The organism is Pseudomonas iridis (assembly GCF_017980685.1).
Classification (GTDB): Bacteria; Pseudomonadota; Gammaproteobacteria; order Pseudomonadales; family Pseudomonadaceae; genus Aquipseudomonas; species Aquipseudomonas iridis.
Genome location: NZ_JACXXO010000001.1, coordinates 416,661 through 435,047, shown reverse-complemented (window position 1 = coordinate 435,047; position 18,387 = coordinate 416,661). Strand labels below are relative to the sequence as shown.

The window sequence follows — 18,387 nt, the reverse complement described above, 5'->3', positions numbered from 1 at the left end:
GTTCAATACTCGATCGTCACTTGGTTGTAGTGCGTCTTTCAGGTTTTGCTTTACCCGTCTGCTCGCCCGTTTGTATATCGAACTCGCCGAGATGATCCCCTTCCCAGTTATAAACCTCGACCGCTCCATGTTGATAGTCCCACTCATAAATGCGTTTTTTGCTTTCCCAGCGCTTGCGATGCCCTTTGTTACGAACCGGTTTTGCGTCGGGGAATGCAGGCAGTAACTTGGGGGGAATATGGTAGTCGTGGTCACCCGATACCGGACGCGCAACCACTATATACAGCGGTCTTACCCCCGAACCCACCGGAAACACCAGAATAAAATCCTCGTACTCCGGCGGATAAACCGGATTTACCAGAATCCCATCCGCCGCTTTCGTCGGTGGATAAACCCAGATATGCGGTGTCTGCGGGGCGGCCTCCAGCGCCGGAATACCGAAGATGTCTGAGCCATCCACGGCTGGCGTCCAGATCAGCTCTATACCTTTGTCTTTATCCAGAACCGCGACGAACTGGCCGTCGCGCACGATGAATTGCGCGACATCCACCATTTCCCAGTCGCGATTCTTGCCGGTATAGAAGGCGTAGCCCTTGAGGCGACCGTCGGCCTGCTGTTCGATTCGCAAGCGTACGCGGGTGCGGGCCTGTTTGAGCGCGCGCAGTTGTTCGTCGGTGTAGAGAGCGCTGTCGCCAAGGCTTGACGGTATGAAGAGCGCGACCAGTCCCACCAGGGTGGCCGCTGCAGTACTGGCGGCGATGGCGGGCAGCGCTTCGAAGGCAGAACCTGCCAGAGCAAAATGGCCGATCCCCGTCGGGATGGCTGTCGAACTTATTTTCTTCAGCGCAACAGCGCCGCTCGCATCAGCTTCACGGGCGCCAAGCACGATCAGCTCGCCGTAATCCTTCAGGCTATCGGTCGGCACCATCCCCGAAGGATTGGAGTAATCAATGATTGCGTCCGGCAACTTGCAGGACTTGGCAAATACGCAGCCGGCGCGGATGGACTCAGGCTTTTTGGCGGCAACTTCACGGGCACGCTCAAACGCATCCTGCCGCGCCAACATGGCGTCATAAGCGTTTTGTCGGGCATCGCGTTCAGCGAGTTCGCTGGACGTCATATAGCGGTAAGTGACGTGATGGCCGTCGCCCGCGGGTGGGTTGGAAACCCGGGGAATGTCCTTGTTGCGAGCCACTGATCGTCCTTTCGTTCATCCATCGACAGCCCCTTGGAAAGGGCTGCACGACGTTAACGAAGTGGGAAAGTTGTGGCTGTAGGACGAGTCGCTAAAGAGGTAGGGATTGTTCGACTAAATCAATTTATCGAGCACGAATTCTTTGAACCAAGGGGGCTGGATGTCTGATTTGATTTCAATAAGCTCGCCATCAGTGATCTCCGCTATTTGCGTCAATCCTTCACTACCTTCGTCCGAGTTGTCAAAAATGTACGCTCTGTTGGATGTCAGGATGGCTTCAGACAGAAGCTCAAGAGACCTCCAGTAACGTGCTTCTATTTTGTCCGGAGGAACGCTGTGCCCGCCTTGGGACACACGATAGGCAACCCTGGCAATGTTGATCTGAGGATCGGCGGTAGCGACGTAATAAACGTACACCCTGTAACCGGACTGATGGGCTTCGGCGAGCAGGCTGACTTTGTCTGAGGAGGACATAACGGTTTCGAACGTAAAACTGATGCGTTCTTTGATCAATGATCTACGTATGAAATCGGAAAGCGCTGATGCGACGTAGGAGTCGATTTCAGTATTTGAAAAGCTTAGGCGTTCACCATCAATCTTGAGGGAATCGAGCTTTGCTAGCGAGTGCGGGGATTTCTGAAGTAGGGGATGCTCACGGAAAAAGTCAAAGATAGATTCTTTATGAGCTTCGATACGATAGGAGGTGAAGTCAAAATACCCGGTGTCTTTTATTGAGCGTTCAATGTCATCAGGATTTATGTAATTGCCCAGTAAATGTGCGGGAACGAGGCGATTGAAGGTACTTTTTCCTGATCCGTTCGGGCCTGCAAATATCCGTATTCTTGGTGTGCTCAAAAAGTAACCCGTTTTGAAGATTTATTGATGTGTAGGCGAGTACCGCTTTTCAGGTTTCCATAAGTGCCGATTGAGCGCAAAGCAATCGAGCTATTCTCTGTTACTTCAAACAACTGGCCATCTTTAGCAACAAGAACCGATGCGCCGTTGGCAAGAGCCATCTTATAGGCGTTGCTGAATGCCTTCAGAGCAATATCTGGAATCCGGGACTCCTGCACGGCAATCTGATCGTCCGTCATTGGGCGTTTTTCTGCTTTACGTGACATGGATGACTCCAGATAACTGTGTTGAGAAAGTGCTGGCTTCTACGAAAGATATAGCACACTTGCCGGGTTCAGAGCCAAGCCCCTTCGCATTGAGGGGCTCTGCTTTTTGTAGAAATGTGCGTCTCAGGCGCTTTGAATCGTGCTCTTGCGACTGGCCGCCGCCGTTACCGCATAACCAATCAACGCGGCGAACAGCGAGCCGGTCAGAATGCCCATCCGGTCCATGCCTGCGTATTCGCTGGCACCTGGAACGAAGGCCAGCGAACCGACAAACAGGCTCATGGTGAAGCCGATCCCGCAAAGAATCGCGACGCCCAGCACCTGACCCCAGTTGGCACCCTGAGGCAGGGCGGCGATGCCCGTCTTCACGGCCAGCCAGGTCAGGCCGAACACACCGACGGTCTTGCCCACCAGCAGGCCCACGGCAATGCCCATGGGTACGAGATGGGTGAAGCTTTCGACGGTGACGCCACTCAGCGACAGGCCCGCGTTGGCGAACGCAAACAGTGGCAGGATGCCGTAGGCGACCCATGGATGCAGCGCGTGTTCGAGGGTCAGCAGCGGCGAAGGCTCGGCGTTTTTCGTGCGCAGCGGAATGCAGAAGGCCAGAGTTACGCCGGCCAATGTCGCGTGCACACCGCTCTTGAGCACACACACCCACAGGATCAGGCCGATGATCATGTACGGGCCAAGCTTGACCACGCCGAGGCGGTTCAGCGCCACCAATGCGGCGATGCAGGCCGCTGCCAGACCCAGCGAGAGGGTCGAGAGATCCCCTGAGTAGAAGATTGCAATGATCACGATGGCGCCGAGGTCATCGATGATTGCCAGGGTCATTAGGAACAGTTTCAACGACACCGGTATGCGTTTGCCAAGCAGAGCCAGCACGCCGAGGGCGAAGGCGATGTCGGTGGCGGTCGGGATCGCCCAGCCGTCGAGGGCAGCGGGGTTGTCGCGGTTGAGGAACCAGTAGATCAGTGCCGGCACCAGCATGCCGCCAATAGCGGCCGCGCCGGGCAGGACGAGCTGCGATGGCTTGGACAACTGGCCGTCGAGCACTTCGCGCTTCACTTCCAGGCCGATCAGCAGGAAGAACAGCGCCATCAAACCGTCATTGATCCACAGCAACAGGGGTTTAGCGATTTTCAACGCACCGACCTGCGCCACCACCGGGGTGTCGAGCAGGCCGCTGTACAGCCACGAAAGCTGTGAGTTGTTGATAATCAAAGCGAGGATGGCCGCGGCGATCAGTAATAGACCGCTGGCAGCCTCCAACTGAAAGAAACGCGTGAAAGTGCTACGCAGAGGCAAGGTCGCTCTCCATCGAAAAGTCAAAAAGGTGGAACACCCTAACCCGTACTGTTAGTTGTTAAAACAAAAGTTATATTCTTTTTTGTTATATGTCGTTACAACGCGTCTTGTGTAAAGCCAAGGTCAGCCTAGCAGTTGCCTGGCACATTGAGACGCAGCTGTATCTGTGCGCGATGCAGGAATTTTTCTAAGCTTGCGGGAGAGCCTTCGAGGAGGCTGAACTCCTGCCCGATTCGACCGAGAACCCTGACCATGAGCGACACCCGACAGTGGGCCCGCGAAGCCATCCGCATCATTGAAGCGGATTTTCAGCGCAGCGCCGACACCCACCTGATTCCCTTGCCGTTGCCGGGTTTTGCGGGCATCGAGTTGTACTTCAAAGACGAATCCAGTCATCCGACCGGCAGCCTCAAGCATCGCCTGGCCCGCTCATTGTTCCTCTATGCACTGTGTAACGGCTGGCTTAAACCCGGTGCGCCGGTGATCGAAGCGTCCAGCGGTTCGACGGCGATTTCCGAAGCGTATTTCGCGCGCATGCTGGGTCTGCCGTTCATTGCAGTGATGCCGGCGACCACGTCCAAGGAGAAAATTGCCCAGATCGCTTTCTATGGTGGGCAAAGCCACCTGGTGAAAGATCCGACGCAGATCTACGCCGAATCCGAACGCCTGGCTCGCGAGCACGGCGGCCACTTCATCGACCAGTTCACCTATGCCGAGCGCGCCACCGACTGGCGGGCGAACAATAATATCGCCGAATCGATCTTCCAGCAGATGCGCTACGAGCAGCATCCCGAGCCGAGCTGGCTGATTTCCAGCCCCGGCACCGGCGGCACCACCGCAACCCTAGGCCGTTACGTACGCTATCGCCAGCACTGCACCCGCGTGTTGTGTGCGGACGCCGAACGTTCGGTGTTCTTCGATTACTACCAGACTGGCGACGCCAGCCTGCGCCTGGATTGCGGTTCGCGGATCGAAGGCATCGGTCGGCCACGGGTGGAGGCGTCTTTCCTGCCCAAAGTGATCGATGCGATGGTCAAGGTACCGGACGCCTTGTCACTGGCGGCCATGCATTATCTGGCGCAGCGGCTGGGACGGCACGTCGGTGGGTCGAGCGGGACCAATCTGATTGGCGCACTGATGGCGGCGCAGCAGATGAAAGCGGCGGGGGAGTCGGGCTCGATCGTGGCGATTCTGTGCGATGGCGGCGAGCGTTATGCCGACACCTACTACGATCAGCAATGGCTCAAGGCTCAGGGGTATGAGCTGGACGAGTTGATCGAGGCAGTGGCGGCAAGTGCTGAACGCGGTGAGGCATTACCAACCTCGGTCCTGCGCGCCAACATTTAAAAGCAAAAAGATCGCAGCCTTCGGCAGCTCCTACAAGAGAATACATTCCTGTAGGAGCTGCCGAAGGCTGCGATCTTTTGATCTTGAGATTTACGCTTTGAGGCCCAGAATGTCCCGAGCCACGGCCTCGGCAATCCGAATTCCGTCCACGCCCGCCGACAGAATCCCGCCCGCATAGCCCGCACCTTCACCGGCGGGGAACAAACCCTTCACGTTCATGCTCTGCAGCGTTTCGTTGCGCGTGATGCGCAGTGGCGACGAGGTGCGCGTCTCGATCCCGGTCAACACCGCATCGTGCAGCGAGTAACCGCGAATCTGCTTCTCGAACGCCGGCAAGGCTTCGCGGATCGCTTCAATAGCGAAATCCGGCAGAGCCAGCGACAGATCACCCAACGCGACCCCCGGCTTGTACGACGGTTCGACTTCACCCAGTTCGGTCGAAGGAATGTCGTTGATGAAATCGCCGACCAGTTGCGCCGGAGCCTTGTAATCGCTGCCGCCGAGGATGAACGCGTGGGATTCCAGGCGTTCCTGCAACTCGATCCCGGCCAGCGGGCCGCCCGGATAATCGACTTCCGGGGTGATGCCGACAACGATGCCGGAGTTGGCATTGCGCTCGTTACGCGAGTATTGGCTCATGCCGTTGGTGACCACCCGGTTCGGCTCGGAAGTCGCCGCCACCACGGTGCCGCCCGGGCACATGCAGAAGCTGTAGACCGAGCGGCCGTTCTTGGCGTGGTGCACCAGTTTGTAGTCGGCGGCGCCGAGTTTCGGGTGGCCGGCGTACTTGCCCAGACGCGCACGGTCGATCAGCGATTGCGGATGTTCAATACGGAAGCCTACCGAGAACGGCTTGGCTTCCATGAACACGCCACGGCTGTGGAGCATGCGGAACGTGTCGCGGGCGCTGTGGCCGAGGGCCAGAACCACATGTCTGGAGTGCAGTGTTTCGCCGCTGGCCAGTTGCACACCGACCAATTGTCCGTCTTCGATGAGCACGTCGCTGACGCGCTCCTGGAAGCGTACTTCGCCACCCAGTTCGCGGATCTGCTCGCGCATGTTTTCAACCATGCCGGTCAGACGGAACGTACCGATGTGCGGCTTGCTGACGTAGAGGATTTCTTCCGGCGCGCCGGCCTTGACGAACTCGTGCAGAACCTTGCGGCCAAGGAACTTCGGATCCTTGATCTGGCTGTACAGCTTGCCGTCGGAGAATGTACCCGCGCCGCCTTCGCCGAACTGTACGTTGGACTCAGGGTTAAGCACACTTTTACGCCACAGGCCCCAGGTGTCCTTGGTGCGCTGGCGCACTTCGGTGCCGCGTTCCAGAACGATCGGCTTGAAGCCCATTTGCGCCAGCAGCAGGCCGGCGAAGATTCCGCAGGGGCCGAAACCGACCACGATCGGGCGCTGGTTCAGGTCACTCGGCGCCTGGCCGACGAATTTGTAGCTGACATCCGGCGCCACGTTGACGTTACGGTCGTCGGCGAACTTGCCCAACACCTTGGCCTCGTCGCTTACGTTGAGGTCGATGGTGTAGATGAAGCACAGTTCGGAGGACTTTTTGCGCGCGTCGTAGCTGCGCTTGAACAAGGTGAAATCGAGCAAGTCATCGCTGGCGATGCCCAGACGCTGCACGATGGCAGCGCGCAGGTCTTCTTCGGGATGGTCGATTGGCAGCTTGAGTTCAGTGATTCGTAACATGGCGAGGATCCGGGTTCGCGGGGCGCACAACTGCGCCAGGGCGTTTGAAGGCCGCGATTATAAGCCGCAAAGGCCGGATCCGGTGAGGCTAAAACACTCAGTCGTTACGCGATCCGCCGAAATACCCGCAGCCGCGCTGCACCTGACCATCGATACGCAGCTCGGCGCTCATGTGCTGCACGCTGCCAGTGCTGCTGTCGACGCAGCGCTGCGGTGCGACCCACAATTCGATGCGCTGATTGTTGGCTTCACTGCTCAGATTGAAGCGGCCGTCGCCCAGTTGTTCTTCAACATAAGGCACGGCGAGTGGTGGCTGACCGTCGCGGTCGATGACCATCCCTTTGCCGCTGACCTTGACGTTCCATTCCGGGCCATGGCCGGCAGCACGCAGGATCAACAGCTTGAAATTGGGGTCATCGCAGGCCGTGCCGGAGCGCTCGACGCGATACAACTGAGTCAGATCGAGTCGGTCGCCGGCGACCTTGCCGCGCACGTCGGCGAACAGCTTGCCTTGTTCATCGGCGAGGGTGGCGGCCTCTTGCAGGACGCTGGTGCCGCCGATGTCGTTGATCACGTATTGACGCTGATCCTGACACGGCTGGAACACCAGTTTGCCGTCGGCAGCGGTCAGTTGCCCCTGCATCCGTGTCTGCCCCACGTGGGAGGCACTTTCACGCTGGCCATCGAACAACTGGCACGCGGCGAATAACGGCAACAGGGCAACAAGGACTAACGAACGGGCAACACGCATCTTCGACTCTCCAGACAAGTGCCGCCACGTTACTGAGGCCAGCCGCCGATCACAAGGTTTGTGTAAACGCTATTGAGTGGCCTCCAGCGCCATTGCATAGTGATGCGCTGTCGAGGAGCGGTGGCGAAGGAGATTTGGATGCAATGGAAAACCATGATGTTGCTGTTGATGATGGCGGGAGCCGGCGCTGGCCAGGCAGCCGACCTCCAATTTACCTCTTCTGCAGACTTCAAACGGCTGCAAATACTGCTTGAGGATCAAGACGGGGCCAACCCGGACCACGTCGAATTATCAGTCACCCTGACGGCCGAAGCGGCGAAGCGCGCTCAACAAGTGAGCCTTGCAGCGATGGGGCAGCCATTGACCGTATCGATCAATGGCCTGCCGGTCACCACGGCAACGGTGCACTCCGTTTTGAGGGAGAGGTTTCGGATATCGATAGAACGTCCCGTGGCCAAAAGACTTTTGCCGACCCTGATCAACTAAGTCTCATCAACCGACGTGAAATGTCTGGCCTGTCTGCAAGCCTTCGACACTTTTGGCGTAGGCCAACGCCACATCCGCCGCAGGAACTGGCTTGTAGCCACGGAAGTACGGGGCGTAGCCATCCATCGCCTCCAGCAAAACCGTCGGGCTGATCGAGTTCACTCGCAAACCGCGCGGCAGTTCGATGGCGGCGGCACGGACGAAGCTGTCCAGCGCACCGTTGACCAGTGCAGCCGAGGCGCCACTGCGGATCGGATCGTGGCTGAGCACCCCAGTGGTGAACGTGAACGAGGCGCCGTCATTGGCGAATTCACGGCCGATCAACAGCAGATTGACCTGACCCATCAGTTTGTCTTTGAGGCCGAGTGCGAAGCTGTCTTCACTCATCTCTCCCAGCGGGGCGAATGTCACGTTGCCGGCGGCGCAGATCAGTGCATCGAACTTGCCGGTCTGCTCGAAGAGCTTGCGGATCGACGTGCTGTCGCTGATATCGACGTGAAAATCACCGCTGGTACGACCGATACGAATGACCTCGTGGCGTTGCGACAATTCTTTATCCACGGCCGAACCGATGGTGCCGCCAGCGCCTATCAACAGAATCTTCATCGTGCTGTACCTCAAGTGATTGAACGAGGTTTCAAACTAGAGTGGTTTTTCCTGCGGATAAACGCGCTAATGGGCAACCTTTGGTTTTCAAATGGAAACAATCCGTGAGCGAAATGGATGATCTGGCCGCGTTTGCCGTGTTGATCGAAGCTGGCAGTTTCACCTTGGCTGCGCAGCAACTGGGTTGTAGCAAAGGCCAGTTGTCCAAGCGCATCAGTCAGCTGGAAACGCGGTTTTCCGTGGTCCTGCTACAGCGTACGACCCGACGGTTGAGCCTGACCGCCGCCGGTGCGGCATTGTTGCCACAGGCGCAGGCACTTGTAGTCCAAGTGGAAAGGGCACGTCAGGCACTGGCGCGATTGAAGGACGACATGGCCGGCCCGGTGCGTATGACGGTTCCGGTTTCGCTGGGGGAAACCTTCTTCGACGGTCTGCTACTGGATTTCTCGCAGCAATACCCCGAAGTGCAGATCGAGCTGGAACTGAACAACAGCTATCGCGATCTTTCGCGGGATGGATTTGACCTGGCGATTCGTAGCGAGGTCGCCAATGACGAACGACTGGTGGCCAAACCGCTGCTGGCCTGGCAGGAAATGACGTGTGCCAGTCCCGATTATCTCGAGCGCTTCGGCGAGCCAATGACGCCGCAGGCGCTGGCCGAACACCGCTGTTTGCTCAACAGTCACTACAGCGGTCGCGAGGAATGGTTGTACCACCAGCAACACGAATTACTGCGCGTGCGGGTGTCGGGACCGTTCGCCAGCAACCATTACAATCTGCTCAAGAAAGCCGCTCTCACCGGCGCCGGCATCGCCCGGCTGCCTTCGTACCTGCTGCAAGAAGAATTGGCAGACGGGCGATTGCGCTGGCTCCTGCGCGACTACCAGACCCGGCGCATGCCGATGTACCTGGTGCACCCGTATCAAGGCGGGTTGCCTAAACGCACGCAGGTATTGGCAGACTATTTGATCGGCTGGTTCAAGCGCAGCGGCGAGGCGCTCGATCGCCTTCAGCGCTAATTCCGGTTTCACTCCAGTCTCCGTGGGAGCGAGCCTGCTCGCGAAAGCCGTACATGGCGCGACACATTTGCTGAATGTGAAATCGTATTCGCGAGCAGGCTCGCTCCCACACGCAATTGCTCAGCTGGCGAATCGGCGGGCGATCAGGTGATCGATCGAAAGCTTGCCCGGCCCGGTTGCCATCAAGTAAAGCAACACCGCCGCCCAGGTGCCGTGGGTCGGGTATGCATCCGGGTACACAAACAACTGAATGGTCAGGGTCATGCCCAGCAGCGCCAACGCCGAAAAGCGTGTAGCGAAACCGATCAGGATCAGAACAGGAAAGAAATGCTCGGCAAACGCCGCCATGTGCGCGGCGATTTCGGGTGAAAGCAGCGGCACGTGGTATTCGCTTTCGAACAGCGGAATCGTCGAGCCGGCCAAGTGTGGCCAGCCCAATTGAAAGGTGCCGTCGATCAGATCAATGGCCAGGCCTTCGACCTTGGTTTGCCCTGATTTCCAGAACACCGCCGCAATCGAGAAGCGTGCAAGAAAAGCGATCAGGCTGTGGGGGATTTTTTCCAGCAGCGCGATGGCACGGATGATCAGGTTGTTCATGGCTGTTCCTTGAGTTTCAGATGAGTGATGGCGTTGTGCGCGATCAGCAGACCGAGGGTTTGGGCCAGATCGAATGGCGGACTGTTTTCTGCCGCCGCCAGCAGTGGCTGGCCTTCGATCAAATGGCGAATGAACGTGCTGGCGCTGGGTTCGAGCGTAAACACTTCAACCTCCAGGCCGTTGCGCAGTACCAGAGCGTGCTGTTCGCGGGTGATGTCGATGCCGGCCAGTGTTGCTTCCTGCTGGTGCGCCGCCCAGATCGCAACCACGGCATAGGCTGAATCAAGCAGGTGCAGGGACGGATGCAGTTCGAAACGCAGTTCGCTCAAAACCTGCGGGGTGTTCAGGGCCGCGGTGATCTCTTCCGGGCGCACTGGCTCGGCATCGGCGGCGTGGTAGGCGCGGGTGCGCAAGTGTTCCAGGCGCGCGATGTCGGCCAGATAGGGCACGCTGCAGGCTGGTTCGAACCCTGCGATGAAATCCGCAAAATCTTCGCCGTAACGGCTCATCAACGGACTTCGCGGCGGCTGGCCCTGGACGAAAATGGCCGCCATGGCGCGAAAGAATGCCTCGCCAACCAATTGCATGACCACCGGGTAACTGTCTGCCAGCGCGTTGATCAACGAACTCTGCACATTGTTGCGATACACCGCAAAACGGCTCTCAGGATCGGCGCCGTTGGCACTGCACAAACCTTCGGGGCAGGGCGATCCAGGGTTGAGCAACGCGGCGCAGAAGGCGGCGTGGGTGCTCATGACGAACGCCTCGCACGCTGCAACAACTCATCGGCCTGCTGCGCTTCGGCCAGCAACACGTTGAACGGCGGCACCTGATTGTCACGCTCGATCAGCGTCGCCACCGGGCCAACACGTTCCAGCACTTGGCGATACAAATCCCAGACCGCTTGATCAATGGGCGCGCCGTGATCGTCGATCAGCAAGCGGTCGCCGAGGCTGTCGGAATCTTCGGCAAAACCGGCCAGATGAATTTCGCCGACGGCGTGCAACGGCAGGGCATCGAGATAGGCCATTGGATCGCGCTGATGATTGATGCACGAGACGTAGACGTTATTGACGTCCAGCAGCAAGCCGCAGCCGGTGCGACGGATGACTTCGGCAATGAAGTCCGCTTCGTCGATAGTCGAGCGTTGAAAGGCCAGATAGGTCGCCGGATTTTCCAGCAGCATTGGCCGCTTGAGGGCGTTTTGCACCTGATCGATGTGCGCGCAAACGCGGTTCAGCGTCGGCGTGTCATAGGCCAGTGGCAGCAGGTCATTGAGGAACACCGGGCCGTGGCTGGACCAGGCAAGGTGTTCGGAAAAAGAGTGGGGTTGATAACGCTCGATCAGATCCTTCAGGCGTTGCAGGTGCTGAACGTCCAGCGGCCCTTCGGCCCCGATGGACAGCCCCACGCCGTGCAGCGACAGCGGATATTGCTCGCGAATCAAACCGAGAAAATGATGAAACGGACCGCCGGCAACCATGTAGTTTTCGGCGTGGACTTCGAAAAAGCCGATGTCCGGCTGCGAACCGAGCACTTCGCGAAAGTGCCCGGTCTTGAGCCCCAGCCCGGCACGGGGCGGGAGCGCTGCGCAGGCTGCCTGAGTGCGTGGGAGGGCATGGTCGTGGGGTGTGAACATGATCGTCACTCAGGCAGGCGGCAGATCAGGACTTGGCTTTGAACTCGGTCATCTGACCGAAACCGGTCGGCGAGGTCTTGCTCTCGGTGGTGGCGCAGGTGCCTTCCGGAACGAGTTTCCAGGCGTTGGCCTGGTAATCCATTTTCGAGGTGCCGGCACAAGTGGTACCAGCGCCCGCAGCGCAATCGTTCTTGCCTTTCAATGCCACGCCGAAGCATTTTTCCATTTTGGTGTCGGCTGCTTGAGCGGTCGAAACGCTAGCGATGCTCAGCGCGGAGCCAAGGGCCAGAACCAGTGCGGTGGCGGACAGGGCGCGGGTAGTAGCAGTCATGGTGTTTCTCCAGATTCAGCTTGGGGTTTTACAAGCGAAATGCGCTTGCTTGTCCCTCTAGAGAAACGACATGGCGATGCGTTACAGCCCAGCCAAAACTTTTTTCAAAAATACTCCCCCGTGTAGGCGCTGCCGCAGGCTGCGATCTTTTGATCCTGTTTTTTTTACAGTGAAAAGATCGCAGCCTGCGGCAGCTCCTACAGAGCGGAGAGTAAAAAAGACACGGCCGGAGGGCCATTTTTCTTGTTTTTAGGAATTTGGTGCTGAAGCAACTAGTGGTGAACGAGTATTAGCGCCTCGTGCAGATATGAAATAAATGTCGGTTGTCTATCGCTGATAAGTATAAAAAACTGTCATTTCTGACAGTGGCGAATATTGTTCATCTGATTATAGTAAAACTTCGTTAGCGCATTAATAAGGAGAAAGTGTATGAAAAAGGCTGAGTTGGAAAAATATTTAGAGTATAAGATTAACGACAGCGCCAAGGTAATCCTCAATGAGAACATGGTTCATGACGGCGCCGCACTAGGGGAAATGCAGTTGTATTTTTGTCTTCGACGTATTTTTAATAAGAAGGCAACTCTTGAGGATGTCGGAACTCTATGTGCTGTGAATAACTTGCTGCGAGTTATTGGGCTTTTATCTCCCAAGGAAACGCTCATTTCAAAGATTGAGAAGTGATCATGTTATCAAGGGTGTTAGTCCTTGTTTCGCTATCGAGCCTATTAAGGCGGTGTGCTGAAGCGAAATTTCTCAAGGAAGCGCGGAATCGCATCGGCCAGGGATTGAGGAGTATCAAATGAGTACTATAGAAGATCGGGTGAAAAATATTACTGTAGATCACTTGGGTGTTGAGCCAAGTTTTGTTGTGGGTTCAGCCTCTTTCGTAGATGATTTAGGAGCGGACTCCTTGGATACGGTTAAGTTGGTCATGGCTTTTGAGGATGAATTTAGTATGGAAATACCAGACGATGTCGCCGAAAATATCGCAACTGTTCAGGACGCGATTAACTATGCCATGAAACATGGGAGGTAAAATTTTGGTGTGCAGAATTACTTGATAATTCGAAGTAGTTATAAATAAAAAAACGGCCCGAAGGCCGTTTTTTTGTTTGGCGCAACCCATCAACCGCCGAGGTACGCCTCGCGCACTTTCGGGTCGGTCAGCAGCGCTTCACCGGTGCCTTGCATCACCACGCGGCCGTTCTCCAGAACGTACGCACGGTCGGCGATTTTCAGCGCCTGGTTGGCGTTCTGCTCGACCAGGAACACCGTCACGCCGTCCTTGCGCAGCTGTTCGATGATGTCGAAGATCTGCTGGATGATGATCGGTGCCAGACCCAGCGATGGCTCGTCGAGCAGCAGCAGTTTCGGCTTGCTCATCAGCGCACGGCCGATGGCGAGCATTTGCTGTTCGCCACCGGACATGGTGCCGCCGCGTTGGGCGAAGCGTTCTTTCAGGCGTGGGAAAAGTCCGAGAACCTTGTCCATCTGTTCCTGATAGTCGCCCTTGTCGGTGAAGAATCCGCCCATGGCGAGGTTTTCTTCAACGGTCAGACGGGCAAACACCCGACGCCCTTCCGGAACCACGGCAATGCTCTTGCGCATGATCTGCGACGAGTCCTGGCCGACCAGTTCCTCACCCATGTAGCGGATGCTGCCGCTGTGCGCTTGCGGCGAACCGCACAGCGTCATCAGCAGCGTGGACTTGCCGGCACCGTTGGCGCCGATCAGGGTCACGATCTCGCCCTGACGGACTTCGACGTTGACGCTGTGCAGGGCCTGGATCTTGCCGTAGAAGGTGGAAACGTTTTCGAACTGCAGCATTTACGCTTCCCCCAGGTAGGCTTTGATCACTTCAGGATTGTCGCGGATCTGTTCCGGCGTGCCGTCGGCCAGAGGCGTGCCCTGGTTGATCACAACGATGTGGTCGGAAATGCTCATGACCAGTTTCATGTCGTGCTCGATCAGCAGCACGGTGACGTTGTGCTCTTCACGCAGCATGCTGATCAGCGCTTTGAGGTCTTCGGTTTCCTTCGGGTTCAGGCCGGCGGCCGGTTCGTCGAGCATGAGGATCCGCGGACGGGTCATCATGCAGCGGGCGATTTCCAGACGACGTTGCTGACCGTACGCCAGGGTGCCGGCAGTACGGTTGGCGAACTCTTTGAGGTTGACCTTATCCAGCCAGTACTCGGCAAATTCCATCGCCTCGCGCTCGCTTTTGCGGAACGCCCGGGTCTTGAACAGGCCGGACAGGAAGTTGGTGTTCAGGTGACGGTGCTGGGCGATCAACAGGTTCTCGACCGCCGTCATGTCCTTGAACAACCGCACGTTCTGGAAGGTGCGCACCACGCCTTTGAGGGCGATCTTGTGGCCGGGCAGGCCCTGAATCGGCTCGCCGTCGAGCAGGATGCTGCCGCCGCTAGGCTGGTAGAAACCGGTCAGGCAGTTGAACACGGTGGTCTTGCCCGCGCCGTTCGGCCCGATCAATGCAACCACCTGTTTTTCCTTCACGGTCAGGGCCACGCCGTTGACCGCCAGCAAGCCGCCGAAGCGCATGCTCAGGTTTTCAACTTTAAGGATCTCGCGGCTCATTTTCGCAACTCCATGTGTGGGCGTTGCATCGGCAGCAGACCTTGTGGACGCCAGATCATCATCAACACCATCAGGGCACCGAACATCAACATGCGGTACTCACTGAACTCACGCATCATTTCCGGCAGCAGGATCATCACCACGGCAGCGAGGATCACGCCCAGCTGCGAGCCCATGCCACCCAACACGACGATGGCGAGAATGATCGCCGACTCGATGAAGGTGAACGACTCAGGTGTCACCAGGCCTTGGCGGGCCGCGAAGAAGCTGCCGGCAAAACCGGCGAACGCAGCACCGAGGGTGAACGCGGAAAGCTTGATCACGGTTGGGTTGAGACCCAGCGCGCGGCAAGCGATTTCGTCTTCACGCAGCGCTTCCCACGCACGGCCGATCGGCATGCGCAGCAGGCGATTGATGACGAACAGTGCCGCCAGCGCCAGCAACAGGGCAACGAGGTAAAGGAAGATCACCTTGTTGATCGAGTTGTACTGCAGGCCGAAATACTCGTGGAAGGTTTGCATCCCTTCTGCGGCTTTGCGTTCGAAGGTCAGACCGAAGAACGTTGGCTTGTCGATGTTGCTGATGCCGTTCGGGCCACCGGTGATGTCGGTCAGGTTACGCAGGAACAGACGGATGATCTCGCCGAAGCCGAGGGTCACGATCGCCAGATAGTCACCGCGCAAACGCAATACCGGGAAGCCCAGCAGGAAACCGAACGTCGCCGCCATCAGGCCGGCAATCGGCAGGCAGATCCAGAAGCTCAGGCCGTAGTAGTGCGACAACAGCGCGTAGCTGTAGGCGCCGACGGCGTAGAAGCCGACGTAACCCAGGTCGAGCAGACCGGCCAGACCGACGACGATATTCAGGCCCAGGCCGAGCATCACGTAGATCAGGATCAGCGTTGCAATGTCCACCGCGCCACGGGAGCCGAAGAACGGCCACACCAGCGCCAGCAGGATCAGCGCAATGATGAAATAGCGCTGGGTGGTCGGCAGGGTCAGGAAGTTGCTGGCCTTGGCCGGGATCAGCGGCATGCCCGGCGAGGAACGCCAGGCCTTGCTGATCTGCTGGTTGAACAGCACGCGCAGGAACATCAGCACCGAGCAGATGGCGATGGTCGCCAGAACAGCCGTGCTGGTGTTGTGCACTTCCAGATTGATGCCGACGATGGTCAGTTTCAGACCCAGTACCGGGTAGGCCACGGCCCACACCAGCAAGGCACTGAACAGTGCCTGTTTCAGATTCCTAGTCATACTTTCTCAACCTCCGGACGGCCCAGAATGCCGGTCGGACGGAACAACAGCACCAGAACCAACAAGCCGAAAGCCACGACGTCCTTGTACTGGTCGCCGAAGATATCGGCACCGAAAGCTTCCGCCACCCCAAGCACCAACCCGCCGAGCATGGCGCCGGGGATGCTGCCGATCCCGCCCAGTACCGCGGCGGTGAAGGCTTTGAGGCCGACGAGGAAACCGGCGTTCGGGTTGATCACCCCGTATTGCATGCTCAGCAGCACAGCCGCAACGGCCGCCAGCGCAGCACCAATGACGAAGGTCAGGGCGATGATGTTGTTGGTGTTGATGCCGAGCAGGTTGGCCATCTTGATGTCTTCGGCACAGGCGCGGCAGGCGCGACCCAGACGAGAGCGAGAGATGAACAGTGTCAGGCCGAGCATGGCGATCAACGTGACCACGAACACCACGATCTGCATGTATGAAATCAGCACTTCTTGTGCGCCACCTGGCCCGAAGACGATGTTGCCCGGAATCAGGTTGGGGATAGCTTTGTCCTTGGAGTCTTGCGCCAGCAGAACCGTGTTCTGCAGGAAGATCGACATACCGATGGCGGAAATCAGCGGGATCAGACGGTTGCTGCCGCGCAGGGGGCGGTAGGCGATCCGTTCGATGCTGTAACCGTAGGAACTGGTAACGACGATGCTGGCGATGAACGCCGCCGTCATCAACAGCGGGACACTGTCGAGTCCCATCATGGTGAGCCCGGCGATGGCGATGAACGCCACGTAGGAGCCAATCATGTACACCTCGCCGTGGGCGAAGTTGATCATTCCAATGATGCCGTAAACCATCGTGTAGCCGATGGCGATCAGGGCATACATGCTGCCAACGTTCAGGCCGTTAACCAGCTGTTGGAAGAAGTGATAGATGTCAGGCATTACAGCGCTCCTAAAAACCTGATACGCATTTCACTGGTGGAGTCATTTTCCCGCCCGGCCCCGTGGATCTTTATCCACTTCGAATCCGGGTTTTGCCAGCGAACCGCTGATGACGGTTTTGAGATTTTCAGGTGGGGAGACTGGCGGATCACGCCAGCGCGGCCCTATACATTCGTAAAACAAAGCCCACGGCACGCCGTGGGCTTTATTGGCAGTCAGTTTGGCAATGCCTTACTGAGGCGAAACTTCAGTTTTAGGTTTGCCGTTGTGCCACTCGTAGACGACGAATTTGAAGTCCTTGAGGTCGCCCTTGGCGTCGTAGCTCAGGTCGCCGGTCGGGGTCTTGAAGGTGCCGGCGTGAATGGCTTCCGCCACTTTGGTCGGGTCTTCGGACTTGGCAGCCTTGATGCCTTCGGCGATCAGGGTCACGGCCGAGTAGGACGGGAAAACGAACGGGCCGCTCGGGTCTTCTTTCTTCGCTTTGAATGCATCAGCCAGAGCGATGTTGGCAGGGTCCTGGTCGAAGGATTTCGGCAGGGTCACCAGCAGGCCTTCGGCAGCGTCTTTGGCGATCTGGGTGATCGAGTCGTTACCCACGCCTTCCGGACCCATGAACTTGGCTTTCAGGCCTTTTTCCTGAGCCTGGCGCAGGATCAGGCCCAGCTCCGGGTGGTAGCCGCCGTAGTAAACGAAGTCGACGTTGGCTTGCTTGAGTTTGGCAATGATTGCCGAGAAGTCCTTGTCGCCGGCGTTGACGCCTTCGAACACGGCAACTTTGGTGCCTTTCTTCTCAAGGGTGGATTTGACGGCAGTGGCGATGCCTTCACCGTACTGCTGCTTGTCGTGCAGCACGCCGACGATTTTCGGTTTGACGTGATCGGCGATGTAGTTACCGGCGGCAGGGCCCTGGGCGCTGTCCAGACCGATAGTACGGAAGATCATTTTGTAACCACGGGCGGTGATGTCCGGGCTGGTGGCAGCCGGGGTGATCATGATCACGCCTTCGTCTTCGTAGATGTCCGAAGCCGGTTGAGTGGAGCTGGAGCACAGGTGACCGACCACGAACTTGACGCCGTCGTTGACGACCTTGTTCGCAACCGCTACCGCTTGTTTTGGATCGCAGGCATCGTCGTATTCAACGGCTTTGAGGTTCTTGCCGTCGACGCCGCCCTTGGCGTTGATCTGTTCGATGGCCATTTTCGCGCCACTGAACTGCATGTCGCCGTATTGGGCTACTGGACCGGTCTTGGGACCGGCGATACCGATTTTGATGGTGTCAGCTGCGAACGAATGGCTGGCAACCCCGGCCAGAACCATAGCGGCAAACAGTTTGGAAATCTGCTTAGTAGCCTTAGTCATAGTGCTCCACTCTTACTGTTGTAATTTTTTTTTGAGTTCTGGCGCCGTAGCAGCAGAACCGGGTCAGATATCTTTGCGATACCTTCCGGAAATGCCCTCGGCAACTGTACCGGTACAGTGTAGAGCGCCGGTTGTTGGCCTGGGAAGCAGGCG

The 18,387-nt window shown here is 57.7% G+C and carries 21 protein-coding genes; 5 read left to right on the top strand and 16 right to left on the bottom strand.

What is annotated here, in order from left to right:
- Positions 1 to 16: 16 nt before the first annotated feature.
- The 4 genes from IEQ42_RS02030 to nhaA all read right to left on the bottom strand — a co-directional run bounded on the left by IEQ42_RS02030 (position 17) and on the right by nhaA (position 3,627).
- Complete coding sequence (locus tag IEQ42_RS02030) at positions 17 to 1,195, bottom strand: S-type pyocin domain-containing protein (RefSeq protein WP_210702398.1); 1,179 nt, start codon at positions 1,193 to 1,195, stop codon at positions 17 to 19.
- 114 nt (positions 1,196 to 1,309) lie between these two features.
- Positions 1,310 to 2,050: an ATPase gene (locus IEQ42_RS02025; RefSeq protein WP_210702397.1), complete on the bottom strand. Its 741-nt coding sequence runs from the start codon at positions 2,048 to 2,050 to the stop codon at positions 1,310 to 1,312.
- Positions 2,047 to 2,316, bottom strand: coding sequence for a hypothetical protein (locus IEQ42_RS02020; RefSeq protein ID WP_042557976.1), 270 nt, complete (start codon positions 2,314 to 2,316; stop codon positions 2,047 to 2,049). Before IEQ42_RS02020 ends, IEQ42_RS02025 begins: the two co-directional genes overlap by 4 nt.
- A 123-nt stretch (positions 2,317 to 2,439) precedes the next feature.
- Positions 2,440 to 3,627: a Na+/H+ antiporter NhaA gene (nhaA, locus tag IEQ42_RS02015; RefSeq protein ID WP_200613457.1), complete on the bottom strand. Its 1,188-nt coding sequence runs from the start codon at positions 3,625 to 3,627 to the stop codon at positions 2,440 to 2,442.
- Positions 3,628 to 3,879: 252 nt separating this feature from the next.
- Here nhaA and IEQ42_RS02010 point away from each other — a divergent pair, with 252 nt between their 5' ends.
- Positions 3,880 to 4,974, top strand: a complete 1,095-nt coding sequence (locus tag IEQ42_RS02010) for a PLP-dependent cysteine synthase family protein (protein WP_042557978.1) — start codon at positions 3,880 to 3,882, stop codon at positions 4,972 to 4,974.
- 90 nt (positions 4,975 to 5,064) lie between these two features.
- On the opposite strand, the gene IEQ42_RS02005 is transcribed toward IEQ42_RS02010, so the two are convergent.
- Both IEQ42_RS02005 and IEQ42_RS02000 read right to left on the bottom strand, forming a co-directional pair.
- Positions 5,065 to 6,678 (bottom strand): NAD(P)/FAD-dependent oxidoreductase, encoded by a 1,614-nt coding sequence (locus IEQ42_RS02005; protein WP_210702396.1) that lies wholly within the window; start codon positions 6,676 to 6,678, stop codon positions 5,065 to 5,067.
- A gap of 97 nt (positions 6,679 to 6,775) precedes the next feature.
- Positions 6,776 to 7,429: a COG3650 family protein gene (locus IEQ42_RS02000; RefSeq protein ID WP_150604935.1), complete on the bottom strand. Its 654-nt coding sequence runs from the start codon at positions 7,427 to 7,429 to the stop codon at positions 6,776 to 6,778.
- A gap of 138 nt (positions 7,430 to 7,567) precedes the next feature.
- On the opposite strand from IEQ42_RS02000, the gene IEQ42_RS01995 reads away from it, so the two are divergent.
- The gene (locus IEQ42_RS01995) at positions 7,568 to 7,915 is read left to right on the top strand and encodes a hypothetical protein (protein ID WP_042557981.1); all 348 of its coding nucleotides are present in this window, start codon (positions 7,568 to 7,570) and stop codon (positions 7,913 to 7,915) included.
- Positions 7,916 to 7,921: 6 nt separating this feature from the next.
- On the opposite strand, the gene IEQ42_RS01990 is transcribed toward IEQ42_RS01995, so the two are convergent.
- Positions 7,922 to 8,521, bottom strand: coding sequence for a short chain dehydrogenase (locus tag IEQ42_RS01990; protein WP_210702395.1), 600 nt, complete (start codon positions 8,519 to 8,521; stop codon positions 7,922 to 7,924).
- A 104-nt stretch (positions 8,522 to 8,625) separates the two neighbouring features.
- Here IEQ42_RS01990 and IEQ42_RS01985 point away from each other — a divergent pair, with 104 nt between their 5' ends.
- Positions 8,626 to 9,540, top strand: coding sequence for a LysR family transcriptional regulator (locus IEQ42_RS01985; protein ID WP_210702394.1), 915 nt, complete (start codon positions 8,626 to 8,628; stop codon positions 9,538 to 9,540).
- A gap of 120 nt (positions 9,541 to 9,660) precedes the next feature.
- On the opposite strand, the gene IEQ42_RS01980 is transcribed toward IEQ42_RS01985, so the two are convergent.
- The 4 genes from IEQ42_RS01980 to IEQ42_RS01965 are packed head-to-tail and all read right to left on the bottom strand — an operon-like array spanning position 9,661 to position 12,107.
- Positions 9,661 to 10,137 (bottom strand): DoxX family protein, encoded by a 477-nt coding sequence (locus tag IEQ42_RS01980; RefSeq protein WP_210702393.1) that lies wholly within the window; start codon positions 10,135 to 10,137, stop codon positions 9,661 to 9,663.
- On the bottom strand, positions 10,134 to 10,892 hold the full coding sequence (locus IEQ42_RS01975; protein WP_210702392.1) for an HvfC/BufC N-terminal domain-containing protein: 759 nt from the start codon (positions 10,890 to 10,892) through the stop codon (positions 10,134 to 10,136). The genes IEQ42_RS01980 and IEQ42_RS01975 overlap by 4 nt, the downstream gene beginning before the upstream one ends.
- Positions 10,889 to 11,776, bottom strand: coding sequence for an MNIO family bufferin maturase (gene bufB, locus IEQ42_RS01970; protein WP_210702391.1), 888 nt, complete (start codon positions 11,774 to 11,776; stop codon positions 10,889 to 10,891). The genes IEQ42_RS01975 and bufB overlap by 4 nt, the downstream gene beginning before the upstream one ends.
- Before the next feature lie 25 nt (positions 11,777 to 11,801).
- Positions 11,802 to 12,107, bottom strand: coding sequence for a BufA1 family periplasmic bufferin-type metallophore (locus tag IEQ42_RS01965; RefSeq protein WP_210702390.1), 306 nt, complete (start codon positions 12,105 to 12,107; stop codon positions 11,802 to 11,804).
- A 429-nt stretch (positions 12,108 to 12,536) separates the two neighbouring features.
- Here IEQ42_RS01965 and IEQ42_RS01960 point away from each other — a divergent pair, with 429 nt between their 5' ends.
- Positions 12,537 to 12,788, top strand: a complete 252-nt coding sequence (locus IEQ42_RS01960) for a hypothetical protein (RefSeq protein ID WP_210702389.1) — start codon at positions 12,537 to 12,539, stop codon at positions 12,786 to 12,788.
- A gap of 118 nt (positions 12,789 to 12,906) precedes the next feature.
- Positions 12,907 to 13,143 carry an acyl carrier protein gene (locus IEQ42_RS01955; protein ID WP_210702388.1) on the top strand — a complete coding sequence of 79 codons (237 nt, stop codon included), beginning with the start codon at positions 12,907 to 12,909 and terminating at the stop codon, positions 13,141 to 13,143.
- Between the two features lie 89 nt (positions 13,144 to 13,232).
- Here IEQ42_RS01955 and IEQ42_RS01950 read toward each other — a convergent pair whose 3' ends face one another.
- The 5 genes from IEQ42_RS01950 to IEQ42_RS01930 form a co-directional block, all read right to left on the bottom strand.
- Complete coding sequence (locus tag IEQ42_RS01950) at positions 13,233 to 13,934, bottom strand: ABC transporter ATP-binding protein (protein WP_019580929.1); 702 nt, start codon at positions 13,932 to 13,934, stop codon at positions 13,233 to 13,235.
- Positions 13,935 to 14,702: a high-affinity branched-chain amino acid ABC transporter ATP-binding protein LivG gene (livG, locus tag IEQ42_RS01945; protein WP_210702387.1), complete on the bottom strand. Its 768-nt coding sequence runs from the start codon at positions 14,700 to 14,702 to the stop codon at positions 13,935 to 13,937.
- Entirely contained in the window at positions 14,699 to 15,955 is a 1,257-nt protein-coding gene (locus IEQ42_RS01940; RefSeq protein ID WP_042557990.1) for a high-affinity branched-chain amino acid ABC transporter permease LivM, read from the bottom strand. Before IEQ42_RS01940 ends, livG begins: the two co-directional genes overlap by 4 nt.
- Positions 15,952 to 16,875, bottom strand: a complete 924-nt coding sequence (livH, locus tag IEQ42_RS01935) for a high-affinity branched-chain amino acid ABC transporter permease LivH (protein WP_042557991.1) — start codon at positions 16,873 to 16,875, stop codon at positions 15,952 to 15,954. Before livH ends, IEQ42_RS01940 begins: the two co-directional genes overlap by 4 nt.
- 231 nt (positions 16,876 to 17,106) lie before the next feature.
- Positions 17,107 to 18,234, bottom strand: a complete 1,128-nt coding sequence (locus IEQ42_RS01930) for a branched-chain amino acid ABC transporter substrate-binding protein (RefSeq protein ID WP_210702386.1) — start codon at positions 18,232 to 18,234, stop codon at positions 17,107 to 17,109.
- Positions 18,235 to 18,387: the final 153 nt, after the last annotated feature.

Coding starts and splice junctions, on each gene's coding strand:
- IEQ42_RS02020 (WP_042557976.1), bottom strand. CDS start 2,316: ATGTCACGTAAAGCAGAAAAACGCCCAATGACGGACGATCAGATTGCC.
- IEQ42_RS02010 (WP_042557978.1), top strand. CDS start 3,880: ATGAGCGACACCCGACAGTGGGCCCGCGAAGCCATCCGCATCATTGAA.
- IEQ42_RS02005 (WP_210702396.1), bottom strand. CDS start 6,678: ATGTTACGAATCACTGAACTCAAGCTGCCAATCGACCATCCCGAAGAA.
- IEQ42_RS02000 (WP_150604935.1), bottom strand. CDS start 7,429: ATGCGTGTTGCCCGTTCGTTAGTCCTTGTTGCCCTGTTGCCGTTATTC.
- IEQ42_RS01995 (WP_042557981.1), top strand. CDS start 7,568: ATGCAATGGAAAACCATGATGTTGCTGTTGATGATGGCGGGAGCCGGC.
- IEQ42_RS01990 (WP_210702395.1), bottom strand. CDS start 8,521: ATGAAGATTCTGTTGATAGGCGCTGGCGGCACCATCGGTTCGGCCGTG.
- IEQ42_RS01980 (WP_210702393.1), bottom strand. CDS start 10,137: ATGAACAACCTGATCATCCGTGCCATCGCGCTGCTGGAAAAAATCCCC.
- IEQ42_RS01975 (WP_210702392.1), bottom strand. CDS start 10,892: ATGAGCACCCACGCCGCCTTCTGCGCCGCGTTGCTCAACCCTGGATCG.
- bufB (WP_210702391.1), bottom strand. CDS start 11,776: ATGTTCACACCCCACGACCATGCCCTCCCACGCACTCAGGCAGCCTGC.
- IEQ42_RS01965 (WP_210702390.1), bottom strand. CDS start 12,107: ATGACTGCTACTACCCGCGCCCTGTCCGCCACCGCACTGGTTCTGGCC.
- IEQ42_RS01960 (WP_210702389.1), top strand. CDS start 12,537: ATGAAAAAGGCTGAGTTGGAAAAATATTTAGAGTATAAGATTAACGAC.
- IEQ42_RS01955 (WP_210702388.1), top strand. CDS start 12,907: ATGAGTACTATAGAAGATCGGGTGAAAAATATTACTGTAGATCACTTG.
- IEQ42_RS01950 (WP_019580929.1), bottom strand. CDS start 13,934: ATGCTGCAGTTCGAAAACGTTTCCACCTTCTACGGCAAGATCCAGGCC.
- livG (WP_210702387.1), bottom strand. CDS start 14,702: ATGAGCCGCGAGATCCTTAAAGTTGAAAACCTGAGCATGCGCTTCGGC.
- IEQ42_RS01940 (WP_042557990.1), bottom strand. CDS start 15,955: ATGACTAGGAATCTGAAACAGGCACTGTTCAGTGCCTTGCTGGTGTGG.
- livH (WP_042557991.1), bottom strand. CDS start 16,875: ATGCCTGACATCTATCACTTCTTCCAACAGCTGGTTAACGGCCTGAAC.
- IEQ42_RS01930 (WP_210702386.1), bottom strand. CDS start 18,234: ATGACTAAGGCTACTAAGCAGATTTCCAAACTGTTTGCCGCTATGGTT.